This window comes from Pseudooceanicola sp. (genome assembly GCF_029213205.1).
GTDB lineage: Bacteria > Pseudomonadota > Alphaproteobacteria > Rhodobacterales > Rhodobacteraceae > Pseudooceanicola.
This window is the reverse complement of the sequence record NZ_JARGNH010000007.1, coordinates 139069-151440: the sequence shown is the minus strand read 5'-3', so window position 1 is coordinate 151440 and position 12372 is coordinate 139069. Positions and strand designations below refer to the sequence as shown.

The following is a 12372-nucleotide window of genomic DNA, read 5'->3' as shown; positions in this document are numbered from 1 at the left end:
CGGAAACGGCGGGGTTTTCTTTGGCGCCGCATTCAGCCCAGATAGTGGCTGAGCGCGGCTGAGGGATTGGCAAAGGCTGCTTCGGTGTCCACCGGCGCATCGGTGGCGCCCTGATCCACCACCACGACGCTGTCGGCGATCCGCCGGGCATCGTCAGGGGTGTGGCTGACCAGGATCAGCGTGGCGCCGGTATCGCGGCAGAGGTCAGCCACCAGATCCAGCATCTCGACCCGAAGCGCCGGACCGAGTGAGGCGAAGGGCTCGTCAAGCAGCAGCAGCGGGCGGCGCTGCACCAGCACCCGTGCCAGTGCCGCGCGGCTTTGCTGTCCGCCTGACAGCGTCGCCGGTTTGCGCGCCGCCATCCCCTCCAGGCCGACCCGGTCCAGTGCGGTTTGCACCCGGTCCTTGTCCGCCGCCGACAGCCGCAGGTCGGGGCGGATTCCGAGGCCGACATTCTGCGCCAGGGTCAGGTGCGGAAACAGATTGCCGTCCTGAAACAGCATTGCCACTGGCCGCTTGCCTGGCGCGACATTGGTGATATCGGCGCCGTCCCAGAGGATCCGCCCGGAGGTCGGGGTCAGAAATCCTGCGATGGCCGCCATCAGGGTGGATTTCCCGGCCCCCGATGGCCCGATCAGCGCCACCCGGCCGCCGGTCGGCACCTGCCAATCGGCGCTGAGGGTGAAATCATCCTGGGTCAGGCGCAGAGTCTCAAGGGTCAGCATGGCGGCGGCCTCCGAGGTCAAACAGGGCGAACAGGGCAAAGCTGAGGATCAGCAGCAACAGCGCCGCACCCGCCGCCGCCTGCATCTGATAGGCGCCCATCAGCCGCCAGACCATCAGCGGCAGGGTGGCGCGTTCGGGATCGGCAAAGAGGGTGATCACGCCCAGATCGCCCATTGACAGCGCAGCCGTCAGCCCGGCAGCAAAGCCGAGCGCCGGTCGGGCGCGGGGCAGGATCAACCAGCGCAGCCGGGTCCAGCCCTGCAGGTTCAGCTGATCGGCGAGGCGGCCATAATCGGTCTCGATCCCGGCGATCACCGGCGTCAGGATGCGCAGGGCAAAGGGCAGCGCCATCGCCGCATTCACCGTCAACGTCACCACCAGCGCCCAATCTGCGGGGCGGGCCAGCGGGTGGATCAGGAGGAACAACCCGGTGCCCAGCACCAGCGGCGAGGCGGCCAGCGGCGCCATCCCGACCAATTCGACCCATCCACGTCGCGCGGTGGCGATCGTCAGCGCCAGGATCAGGGTCAGCCCGGTTGCCGCCAGCGCCAGGGCCAGCGACACCATGGCCGCCTGCCAGACCGCGGCGCCGAGATGCGTGAGCCCGGTCAGCCCACGGGCAATCACCGCCGCCAGCGGCCCAAGCAGAAACAGCGCCGCCAGGCCGAGCCACAGCGCATCGGCGAGCCGCAAGCCGCGCCCGGTCAGATCCCAACGCGCCACCGGCCGGTCGAACCCGGCCCCCGGCCCGCCGAGGGTGCCGAACTTCAGCGCCGCCAGCCCGGCCAGGGTGACCAGCGCGAATTGCACCAGTGACAGGCTGGCAGCGCGGCCCAGGTCGAAATCAAAGCGGAAGGCCTGATAGATCGCCAGCTCGATGGTGGTGGCACGGGGGCCACCGCCCAGGGTCAGGGCAACGGCAAAGCTGGTCAGGCAGATGGCAAACACCACCGCGATGACTCCGGGCAACACCTGGCGCAGCATCGGCCATTCCAGCAACCGCTGGGCGCTGGCGCTGTCAGCGCCCAGAAGCGCGACCAGGCGGAACCGCTCGGCGGGGATCGCCTGCCAGCCCTGCAGGATCAGCCGCACCGACAGCGGCAGGTTGAAAAACACATGCGCCAGCACCACGCCATGCAGCCCGTAGATTGACACCGGCGCGACGCCGATCAGCGCCAGCCCGGAATTGAGCAGCCCAGCACGGCCAAAAACCGCGATAAAGCCGATCACCGCAACGATCACCGGCAGGATGAACGGCGCCCCCATCAGCGCGATATAGGCGCCGCGCAGGCCGAACCGGCGCCGGGCCAACGCCCGCGCCACCGGTACCGCCAGCGCTGCCGAACACAGCGCCGACAGGACGGCCTGCAGCAGGGTAAAGCGCAGCGCCGGCCAATCGGCGGTGGACAGGCTGCCAAATCCGCCCGCCCGCCACAGGATCGCGATCAGCGGCGCCAGCAGGAACGCCGCCAGCGCCAGCGCCGCGCTGCGTCCCGGCCAGCCCCGGATCATCGCGCCCCGGTTCAACGCGACAGGGCGCGGCGCCATTCTTCCAGCGCCACATCGCGCAGGGCAGCGGCCTGATCCGGGGGGGCCAGCAGCGCCTTGGCAGGCTGGATCAGGGTCTCGAACCCGGCCGGCAGGCCCTCTGACGGCACCACCGCCGGATACATCCAGTTGGTGGTCGGGATCACAGATTGAAACGTATCGGAGGTGATAAAGGTCAGGAACCTTTCTGCCAGCTCGGGCTGATCCGTCGCGGCGAGTTTCGCCGCCACTTCCACCTGCATGTAATGGCCCTCGTCAAACGGCAGGGCGCGTTTGCTGGCGTCATCCTCAGCGATCAGATGATAGGCGGGCGAGGTGGTATAGGACAGCACCAGATCGGCCTCGCCCTCCAGAAACAGGCCATAGGCCTCGGACCAGCCGGGGGTGACGGTGACGATATTGTCGGCCAGGTCGGCCCAAATCTCGGCGGCCTGATCGCCATAGGCCAGCTTGACCCACATCAGCAGGCCCAGGCCGGGGGTCGAACTGCGCGGATCCTGAATCACGATCTTGGCGTCGCTGGCGGCCAGCGCCGCAAAGGAGGTCGGCGCCGGGCCGTCGACCTGGCCGACAAAGGCGAAATAGCCCCAGTCGAAGGGCAGGAACAGCGGATCCTCCCAGGCGATCGGCAGATCGAATTCGGCCTGCACCTGATGCGGCGCGAACAGCCCGGTGTCGCGGGCCTGGGCGATCAGCGAGGTGTCGAGACCAAGCACCACATCGGCCTCGCCGCGAGCGCCCTCAAGGCGCAGTCGCGACAGCAGCGCGGCGCCATCGCCCGCCGCGATGAACTGCAGATCACAGCCGCATTCGGCCTCAAAAGCGGCTTCCACCGCCGGGCCGGGGCCCCATTCGGTGTTGAAACTGTCGTAGGTATAGACTTGCAGCACAGGCGTTTCAGCCGCCACCGAAGTGGCGATGAAAAGTCCCGTGGCAATCGCAAGATGTCGCATGCATCCTCCATATCACGACGGGCGGAGTGAGATCGGATGCAGGATTACAACCTTCCCTCCGCCGGTCTTAACCGGTTCAGGTTCAACGGGTTCGCTTTGCTGCATCTCAGCCTGTTCAGGGCACCCCGAGGTGAACCGAATCCTAGAGCGCCGACTGGGCAGGCGCAAGGCTGCCTTGCAGCAGCGGCGTTTCCTTCGGCACTGGCGGGCCATAGATTTGAGGCCTCCGGCGGGGATATTTGAAACCAGAGGAAGGGCAAGGCCATTTTCCCGCTTCCTCTGGTTTCAAATATCCCGGGGGGAGGCCGCAGGCTGTTGGGGGGCAGAGCCCCCCGGCCTGTCAAAGCCGGGTGCCGATCGGCAGGGGCAGGCCGCGCAGAAACTCTGCGGATTCCTGGGCGCCTTTGCCGGCCCGTTGCAGGCGCAGGATCTGCACGGCACCGGTGCCGCAGGCGATTTTCAGGGTTCCGTCCAGCACGGTGCCGGGTGCGCCCGCACCCTCGGCGCAGCGGCTGGCCAGCAGCTTGATCCGCTGACCGTCGATTTCGCACCAGGCGCCGGGAAAGGGCGACAGCCCGCGAATCTGGCGGTCGATGTCGGCTGCCGGGCGGGTCCAGTCGACGCGGGCCTCGGCCTTGTCGATCTTGGCCGCATAGGTGATGCCGGTTTCGGGTTGCGGTTCCGGGGTCAGGTCGGTGATCCGGGTCAGCGCGCTGACGATCAGCCCGGCGCCGATGGCCGACAGTCGGTCATGCAGCTGGCCGGTGGTTTCCTCGGCGCCGATGACGGTGGCCTGGCGCAGCAGCACCGGGCCGGTGTCCAGCCCGGCGTCCATCTGCATGATGCAAATCCCGGTCTCGGCATCGCCTGCCATGATCGCGCGGTGGATCGGCGCAGCGCCGCGCCAGCGTGGCAGCAGCGAGGCATGGATATTGAGGCAGCCCAGACGCGGCGCGTCCAGCACCGCCTGCGGCAGGATCAGCCCATAGGCCACGACCACCGCGATATCCGCCGCCAGCGCGGCGAATTCGGCCTGTTCGGTCTCTGATTTCAGACTGCTGGGATGCCGCACCGGCAGGCCCAGCGCCTCGGCCCGGGCCTGAACCGGGGTCGGGCGGTCCTTTTTGCCGCGCCCGGCGGGGCGGGGCGGTTGGCAATAGACCATGATGATCTCATGCCCCGCCGCGACCAGGGCATCGAGCACCGGCACCGAAAACTCTGGCGTGCCCATAAAGATGATCCGCATCTCTCAGCCCCCCTTGCGCGCCTTGCGCAGCAGCATGTCGCGTTTGACCTTGCTGAGCCGGTCAAAATACATTCGCCCGTCGAGGTGATCGATCTGATGTTGCGCGCTTGTCGCCCAGAGGCCGACGAAATCGCGCTCTTCGATCTCGCCCTCGGCGTTCAGGAACCGCAGGGTCACCGCGCGGGGCCGGGTGATCCGGGCCGAGACTCCGGGCAGGCAGGGGCTCGCCTTTTCATGGTCGCGCGGCTCGACACTGGCGTGCAGCACCACCGGGTTGGCCATGCGCAGCGCCTGACCGCGTTGGTCAGAGGCATCGACCACCGCCAGGCGCTGCATCACGCCGATCTGCACGGCGGCGAGGCCGACACCCGGCATTGCCTCCATCGTGTCGATCATATCGGTCCAGATGGCGTGGGTGTCACCGGTGATCGTTGCCACCTCAGCCGCGGGCTGGCGCAGGCGCTTGTCCGGCCAACGCAGGATCGGGCGCGTTGGCATCCGTCAGTCCCGCGCGCGTTCGCGTTTGAGCTTTTGCATCTTGCGGGTGATCAACTGCCGACGCATCGGGCCGAGGTAGTCGATAAACAATTTGCCGTCGAGATGGTCGATCTCGTGCTGCACGCAGGTCGCCCAGAGATTGGCAAAGACCTCGGTCTGTTCCTTGCCGTCGCGGTCGATCCAGCGCACCTCGACCTCGGCGGGTCGGGTAACCTCGCCATATTGTTCGGGGATCGACAGACAACCCTCGTCATAGACACTGGTTTCGTCGGATTTGGCGATGATCTCGGGGTTGATCATCACATAGGGACGGGGCGGGCCATCGTCCTTGATGCAATCCATCACCAGCAACCGGTCGAGCATGCCGACCTGTGGCGCCGCCAGACCAATGCCGGGGGCGTCATACATGGTTTCGAGCATGTTGTCCGCCAGCGTCCGCAGATCATCGCTGATGTCAGCGATCGGTGCGGCGTGCTTTTTCAGGCGCGGGTCGGGATGGATCAGGATCGGCAGTTTCATGCGGTTCATTTAGGGGATCGACCGGTCTTGCGCAATGTCACGCTTGCACCCGAATTCTGATCGTTTAGCGTCTTGGCATCAAATGTGAGGCGAACCATGAATTTTGACGAAATCATTGAACGACGCGGCACCCATTCATCGAAATGGGACCGGATGGAAGAGGTTTCAGGCGTATCGCCCAGCGATGGTTTGCCGATGTGGGTGGCGGATATGGATTTCCGCCCGCCGGCCTGTGTTACCGATGCGGTGCGCGCCTATGTCGATCATGGAATCTTTGGCTATTTCGGCGATGACAGCGCCTATCTGGATGCGATCCGCTGGTGGGCGCGGGAACGGCACGGTTGGGACATCGTCGACGAGGGCGCGATCTTTTCCACCCATGGGCTGGTCAATGGCGCCGCTTTGGCGATGCAGACATGGACCCAGCCGGGTGATGGCATCATCCTGTTCACCCCGGTCTATCACGCCTTTCACAAGGTCATTGCCGCCGCTGGTCGCGAGGTGGTGCAGTGCCAACTGGCAGAGCGCGACGGGCGTTATGAAATGGATTTCGACGCCTATGATGCCCAGATGAGCGGGCGCGAAAAGATGATCATCCTCTGCTCGCCGCATAATCCCGGCGGTCGCTGCTGGAGCGTCGCCGAGCAGCAGGCGCTGGCGGCATTTGCCGAACGGCATGACCTGATCGTGGTGTCGGACGAGATCCATTGCGATATCGTGATGCCCGGCCATCGACATATCCCCTTTGCGGTCGCCGCCCCCGGCGCCAAGGCACGGACGGTGATGATGACGGCTGGGACCAAGACCTTTAACCTGGCCGGGATGCACACCGGCAATGTGATTGTTGAAGACGAGTCGCTGCGCGCCGCGTTCGGGGCCACCATGGCCGGGCTTGGCCTGTCGCCGAATGCCTTTGGCAAGCACATGATGACCGCCGCCTATTCGCCCGCAGGGGCGGCATGGGTTGATGCGCTCTGTGTCTATCTCGACGGCAACCGGCAGGTCTTTGATGCGGGGATTGCTGAAATTCCCGGCGTGCGCTCGATGCCGCTAGAGGGGACCTATCTGTCCTGGGTCGATTTTGCAGGCACCGGCATGGATCGCGACGAGGTGATGCAGCGCATTGCCGGGCAGGCCTGGATCGCGGTGAACCAGGGTCCGGCGTTCGGCAATGGCGGCGAAACCTGGAACCGGTTCAACATCGCCACCCCACGGGCGCGGATCGTCGAGGCGGTCGAGCGGCTGCAAAAGGCGTTTTCCGACCTGCAATGAGCCTTGGCCATTTCGACCATTTGGTGGTGATTGCCGCGACACTGGCGGCGGGGCTGGACCATGTCGAGCGCCAGATCGGGCTGCGCCTGCCGCCGGGCGGGGCGCATCCGTTGATGGGCACCCACAATCACCTGATCCGCCTCGGCGAGTCCGGGTTTCTTGAGGTCATCGCCCCCGACCCTGATGCTGCGCCGCCGAGCCGGCCACGTTGGTTCGAACTGGACCAGCCGCCAGAGACGCCGCGCCTTGCGCATTGGGTGTGCGGGTGACGGGTATGGCGGCGGTGCAATCCGCCCTGCCAGTGGCCTGCGGCCCGGCGATACCGGTGACCCGGGGCGATCTGCGCTGGCGGTTGACCGTGGCCGAGGATGGCAGGTTGCCGATGGGTGGCGTGTTTCCCAGCGTCATCGAATGGCAGGTCGGTCCGCTGCCGCCGACCCGGATGCCCGATGCCGGGCTGGATCTGCTACGTCTGGATCTGCGCCATCCCGATCCGGTTGATCTGCGCCACCGGTTGGCGGGGTTGATCGATGATCCGCGGATCGATGTCGACTCCGGGTCAGAGGCCGGTCTGGCCGCGCTGATCTCGACACCGGCAGGGCCGAAGTGGCTGCGGTAGAGCCACCTTTCCCTGCGCGTCCAACGCGCCCGGCAATTGCAAAACCCCCGCCGCCATGGCCTTGTGGCCTCCAAAAGGGAGATTGCGATGACCACCACCACCACCATCAACGGCAAGATCGACTTCACTGCTCGTTATGATGTCGATGACACCGCCAGCGGTGAAATGCTGGTGCAGCCGGGGATTGTGAACCCGTTTGGCACCGTCCATGCCGGGGCGCTGATCTGGTTTGCCGATGTGATCGCCACCCGGCTGGCGCTGGGCGGCGGTGCGGTGGAAACGGGCATGAAGGGCTTTCCGCTGGCGATCAACCTGACCGCCAATCTGCTGACCAACACCCGCGAGGGTGTGCTCACCGCCAAGGCGGAATTCGTGAAAAAGGGCCGCCGCCTGTCGGTGGTGCGCACCCTGGTGCGGCGCCCGGATGGCAAGGTGATGATCGAGGTCACCACCAGCCATGTGCCATCCGAATAGGCGTGCGATAGACCCTGTCGCGCCTTAATCCGGCGCGCCGAGGGTCAGGCGGATCGGCGTCAGCCCGGCAATCGCGCCCTCAAGCACATCGCCGGCCTGCACCGCGCCGACGCCCGCCGGGGTGCCGGTATAGATCAGGTCGCCCGGCCCGAGGTGGTAGTAGCCGCTGAGATGCGCGATCACGTCGGGCACCTTGTGGATCAGCTCGCTCAGGTTGGCGTCCTGGCGCAGCGCGCCGTTGACCTTCAGGGTGATCGCCTGATCGGCAACCGCGCCGAAATCGGTGGCCCTGGTGATTTCGCCGATCAGCGCGCTGCCTTCGACATCCTTGCCAAGGCTCCAAGGCCGGCGCTTGTCCTTGGCGGCGCCCTGCAGATCGCGTCGGGTCATGTCGAGCCCGCAGGCATAGCCATAGATCGACCGCGCCGCCTGATCCGGGGTGCCACGGAACAACGGCGCCCCCAGGGCGACGACGAACTCCATCTCGTGGTGATAATCCTCGGTGCCCGGCGGAAAGGGCAACTCGGCACCGCTCAGCACCAGATGGGCAGGCGACTTGGTGAAATAGAACGGCGCTTCGCGGTCAACCTCATTGCCCATCTCGGCGGCATGGGCGGCATAGTTGCGGCCAACGCAGAAAATCCGACGGACGGGATAGGCTTCGGCCTCGCCGCGCACCGGCACATCCGGGATCGGGGGCAGGGCAAACAGGCTCATCAAGCGGTCCTTTCGTGGCGGTCTGATCTTTTGCTACGCCGATGGCCGCGACGGGGCAAGCGCCCTAACCGAGCCCGAAATGCGTCATTGCCACCACCCAGGCGGAAATGCACAGCCCGCAGAGCAGCGTATAGGCGCCGTTCCAGCGCCAGGACACATGCAGCGGTGAAACCCCGCCGAACCGCGCCATCAGCAGGGTTGGTGCGGCAAAGGGAGAGCTGATTGCGCCCAGGGTCCAGCCGCCGGTGATCGCGACAAACAGCGTCGTCGTGCTGACCCCCAGATCGGCGGGTGCCGGGATGATCGGGAACATCAGGGTGACGGCGAGCAGCGGGCTCATCCCGACCTGCCCGGCCAGCGGGATCAGCCAGATCAACACCACCAGCGCCGCCCAGGCGGGCAGGCCGGACAGGTTCAGCCCCGCCGCCGCGACCCAGGGGGTCAGCAGGGTCGCCCCCAGCGCGCCGATAAAGCCGGCCATGCCAATCAGCAGCAATTCCTCGCGGTATTCGGGCAGGTCGTCGCGGATCAATGTCCGCGACCGGGCCAGGGTGTCGCGCAGCCGGGCCGAGCGCGGGGCCTGCAGGGCAAACCAGGCCACGGCCAGCGCCGGAACCTGCAGCAGGATGACCGCGGTAACCCGCATCCCGGTGATCTGGTGGATTGCCAGCACCAGGCCGATCAGCACCACCAGCAGGGTCAGCAATGGCAAGACGCTGGCCCAGCTCTGGCCATCGTCCTCAGGGGTGACGGCGGCGGTGCCCGCCCGGCGCGGCTTGAATATCGTGTCGAGCGCCCAGCCGACCCCGATGAGGATGCCCGAGCTCACCAAGGCATAGGGAACTGCCCGCGCCCAGATCAGGTCGGGCAGCAGCACGGTCGAGATCACCACCGCAAAGGCCAGCGGCGACCAAGGCAGCATCGCGGAAAACCCGCGCTGAATCGCCAGCAACATGCGACGGGTGCGGATATGGCGAATCTCTGGATCGGGCTCATCCGCGGCGCTTGCCACCGACAGCGACCCGAGCAGTGCGATCGAGCCGAAGTTGAGCGGCACCGCAAACATATGCGCCCCGGCGGAGAGGGCGATATAGCGCCGCCCGGGCGGTTGATGGGCCAGGAACATACCACAGGCGGTTATTCCGGCCGAGGTGTCGGCGGCATGGCGCAGTGTCGTCAGGGCGGTAAAAAACGCCATGATAAACGCGGCGCGGTCAAAGGCGGCCAGGATCTGCGCGCCGCCGTCGCTGCGCAGGCTGAGGGCGGCGAGGATCAGCGCCAGGCCGATCCCGACAAAGATCAGCCGCATCCGGCGCACCCGGATCGCCTGCAGGGCGATCAGCACCGGAAACAGCCAGGCGGCCGCCAGACCGGTGATCTGTGGACCACCCCAGGCGTCAATGGTGACCAGCAGCCAGAGCAGGAACAGGCCGGGTCCGATCAGCCGGGTGTCGAGCGGCCTCCGTGGGTTTTCCAGTGTCACTGCTCCGCCAGCAGATGCGCGATATGGCGCATGGCCAGCTCATAGCCCTGGGTGCCGCACCCGGCGATCACCGCATTGGCGCGCTGTGAGATGTAGGAATGGTGGCGAAACGACTCGCGCTTGTGGATGTTCGAGATATGCACCTCGACCACCGGTGCCTCATAGGCGTTGAGCGCGTCGAGCAGCGCCACCGAGCTGTGCGAATAGCCGCCGGGATTGATGACGATGCCATGGGTGCTGCCGCGCGCCGCATGGACCCAGTCGATCAGCACGCCCTCGTGGTTGGATTGCTGCAACTCGACCTCCAGCGCCAGGGAATGGCCGAGGGCGACACAGGCGTCCTCAATATCGGCGAGGCTTTCGCCGCCATAGATCTCCACCTGACGCTGGCCCAACAGGTTCAGGTTGGGTCCGTTCAGGATCAGGATTTTCTTGGTCATCTGCCCTTCCTCACTGCCCGTTTTCCTGGGCCGTCATCTGCGTCCGCTGCCTCAGTGGCGTCGGCGCGACGCTGCCATGCAGCCGGGGGCTGTGCAACGGCGATCTGGACAGCGCGGCCGCTTTGCGGTGATCTGTGGCGCAGGTTCTTCTGTTCAAAGGTGTTTCACATGGCTCGTGCCGTCCTGCCCGAACTGATCGCCGCCGGACGCGGGGATGTGCCCGCCGATCTGGTGCTGAAGGGGGGCCGGGTTCTGGATGTGGTGACCGGTGATTTCATTGTCGGGGATGTCGCGATCACCGGCGGGACCGTGGTCGGGATCGGTGCGGATTATGCCGGGCAGGCGGTCATCGACGTGACTGGAAAAACCCTGGTTCCGGGCTTTATAGACACGCATTTGCATATCGAAAGCTCGCTGGTCACCCCGCATGAATTCGACCGCTGCGTCGGCCCGCGCGGGGTGACCACGGCGATCTGCGACCCCCATGAAATCGCCAATGTGATCGGCGTGCCGGGGATCGACTATTTCCTCGCCGCCGCTGGCGAAACCCTGATCGACATCCGGGTCAACCTGTCCTCCTGCGTGCCGTCGAGCCATATGGAAACCTCAGGTGCCGCGATTGCGGCGGCGGATCTGATCCCGCTGATGGACCACCCCAAGGTGATCGGGCTGGCCGAATTCATGAATTACCCCGGGGTGATCCATCGCGATCCCGGCTGTCTGGACAAGCTTGAGGCGTTTCGCGGCCGTCATATCGACGGCCATGCACCGCAGCTGAGCGGGCGCGATCTGAACGCCTATATCAGCGCCGGGATCCGCACCGAGCATGAGGCGACAACGGCGGAGGAGGCACGGGAAAAGCTGCAAAAGGGGATGCGGGTGCTGATTCGCGAAGGGTCGGTCAGCAAGGATCTGCATGCCCTGCAACCGCTGCTGAGTGACATCACCAGCGCCTATATGTGCCTGTGCACCGACGACCGGAACCCGCTGGATATCGGCGAATATGGCCATCTGGATTATATGATCCGCGAATTGATTCGGCTCGGCTGTCCGCCGCTGGCGGTCTACCGCGCCGCCAGTCTGAGCGCGGCCGAGGCATTCGGACTGAAGGACCGCGGCCAGATCGCGCCGGGCAAACGGGCGGATATCGTGGTGCTGGAGGACCTGGCGGAATGCCGGGCGGACCTGGTTCTGGCGGCGGGCGTGGTGCTGGAGGATGCGGCGTTTGCGGCGCGTCCGGTGACGCCGCCGGTTGGCCGGAATTCGGTCAAGGCACCGACGGTCAGCGCGGCGCATTTCCGCACCACCGCCAACCGGGCCGAAACTGATGTGATCGGCATTCTGGACGGCAAGATCATCACCGAACATCTGCATGAGACCATCGCCGTGGTCGATGGCGACAAGCGCCCCGACATCACCCGCGACCTGATCAAGATCGCGGTGATCGAACGCCACGGGATCAACGGCAATATCGCCACCGGCTTTGTCCGTGGCTTTGGCCTGCAGCGCGGCGCCATCGCCTCGACCGTCTGTCATGACCACCACAATATCGCGGTGGTCGGCGCGGATTACGCCGATATGGCGCTGGCGGCCAACCGGCTGGGCGAGATCGAGGGCGGCTTTGTGGTGGTCGAAGGCGGCAAGGTGCTGGCCGAGCTGGCGCTGCCGGTCGCCGGGCTGATGAGCCTGCGGCCCTTTGAGGCGGTGCATGCCGATCTGATCGCGCTGCGGGCTGCGGCCAAGGGGCTGGGCGTGACGCTGATGGAGCCCTTCCTGCAACTGGCATTTCTGGCGCTGCCGGTGATTCCAGCGCTGAAGATCACCGACCGGGGCATGGTCGATGTGATCAAGTTTGAAATCATTTCCTGACCGATCAC

At 65.9% G+C, this 12372-nt stretch carries 12 protein-coding genes, 1 pseudogene and 1 riboswitch; of the genes and pseudogenes, 4 read left to right on the top strand and 9 right to left on the bottom strand.

Going from position 1 to position 12372, the window contains the following annotated elements; genetic code table 11:
* Positions 1–32 precede the first annotated feature (32 nt).
* From thiQ to def (P1U48_RS08085), 6 genes are all read right to left on the bottom strand, one after another.
* The gene (gene thiQ / locus P1U48_RS08110) at positions 33–725 is read right to left on the bottom strand and encodes a thiamine ABC transporter ATP-binding protein (RefSeq protein WP_301068440.1); all 693 of its coding nucleotides are present in this window, start codon (positions 723–725) and stop codon (positions 33–35) included.
* Positions 712–2274, bottom strand: coding sequence for a thiamine/thiamine pyrophosphate ABC transporter permease ThiP (locus P1U48_RS08105; protein ID WP_301068439.1), 1563 nt, complete (start codon positions 2272–2274; stop codon positions 712–714). The genes thiQ and P1U48_RS08105 overlap by 14 nt, the downstream gene beginning before the upstream one ends.
* Complete coding sequence (gene thiB, locus P1U48_RS08100) at positions 2250–3227, bottom strand: thiamine ABC transporter substrate binding subunit (protein WP_301068438.1); 978 nt, start codon at positions 3225–3227, stop codon at positions 2250–2252. Before thiB ends, P1U48_RS08105 begins: the two co-directional genes overlap by 25 nt.
* Positions 3228–3263: 36 nt before the next feature.
* Positions 3264–3365: riboswitch (TPP riboswitch) on the bottom strand.
* A 202-nt stretch (positions 3366–3567) separates the two neighbouring features.
* On the bottom strand, positions 3568–4473 hold the full coding sequence (fmt, locus tag P1U48_RS08095) for a methionyl-tRNA formyltransferase (protein WP_301068437.1): 906 nt from the start codon (positions 4471–4473) through the stop codon (positions 3568–3570).
* A 3-nt stretch (positions 4474–4476) separates the two neighbouring features.
* Positions 4477–4971 carry a peptide deformylase gene (def, locus tag P1U48_RS08090; protein ID WP_301068436.1) on the bottom strand — a complete coding sequence of 165 codons (495 nt, stop codon included), beginning with the start codon at positions 4969–4971 and terminating at the stop codon, positions 4477–4479.
* Positions 4972–4974: 3 nt separating this feature from the next.
* Positions 4975–5490 (bottom strand): peptide deformylase, encoded by a 516-nt coding sequence (gene def / locus P1U48_RS08085; RefSeq protein WP_301068465.1) that lies wholly within the window; start codon positions 5488–5490, stop codon positions 4975–4977.
* A 96-nt stretch (positions 5491–5586) separates the two neighbouring features.
* Here def (P1U48_RS08085) and P1U48_RS08080 point away from each other — a divergent pair, with 96 nt between their 5' ends.
* The 3 genes and pseudogenes from P1U48_RS08080 (at position 5587) to P1U48_RS08065 (ending at position 7855) form a co-directional block, all read left to right on the top strand.
* The gene (locus P1U48_RS08080) at positions 5587–6762 is read left to right on the top strand and encodes a MalY/PatB family protein (RefSeq protein ID WP_301068435.1); all 1176 of its coding nucleotides are present in this window, start codon (positions 5587–5589) and stop codon (positions 6760–6762) included.
* Positions 6759–7381 (top strand): annotated as a pseudogene (locus P1U48_RS18185) (VOC family protein). Before P1U48_RS08080 ends, P1U48_RS18185 begins: the two are co-directional and overlap by 4 nt.
* Before the next feature lie 87 nt (positions 7382–7468).
* Positions 7469–7855, top strand: a complete 387-nt coding sequence (locus P1U48_RS08065; protein WP_301068432.1) for a PaaI family thioesterase — start codon at positions 7469–7471, stop codon at positions 7853–7855.
* 24 nt (positions 7856–7879) lie between these two features.
* Here the strand turns inward: P1U48_RS08065 and P1U48_RS08060 are convergent, their stop codons facing one another.
* The 3 genes from P1U48_RS08060 to aroQ form a co-directional block, all read right to left on the bottom strand.
* The gene (locus tag P1U48_RS08060) at positions 7880–8572 is read right to left on the bottom strand and encodes a fumarylacetoacetate hydrolase family protein (RefSeq protein WP_301068431.1); all 693 of its coding nucleotides are present in this window, start codon (positions 8570–8572) and stop codon (positions 7880–7882) included.
* A gap of 64 nt (positions 8573–8636) precedes the next feature.
* Entirely contained in the window at positions 8637–10055 is a 1419-nt protein-coding gene (locus tag P1U48_RS08055; RefSeq protein WP_301068430.1) for a hypothetical protein, read from the bottom strand.
* Positions 10052–10495, bottom strand: coding sequence for a type II 3-dehydroquinate dehydratase (aroQ, locus tag P1U48_RS08050; RefSeq protein WP_301068429.1), 444 nt, complete (start codon positions 10493–10495; stop codon positions 10052–10054). The genes P1U48_RS08055 and aroQ overlap by 4 nt, the downstream gene beginning before the upstream one ends.
* Positions 10496–10663: 168 nt before the next feature.
* Here aroQ and ade point away from each other — a divergent pair, with 168 nt between their 5' ends.
* A complete protein-coding gene (gene ade / locus P1U48_RS08045) occupies positions 10664–12364 on the top strand; it encodes an adenine deaminase (protein ID WP_301068428.1) in 1701 nt (566 codons plus the stop codon).
* The last annotated feature ends 8 nt before the right edge of the window (positions 12365–12372 follow it).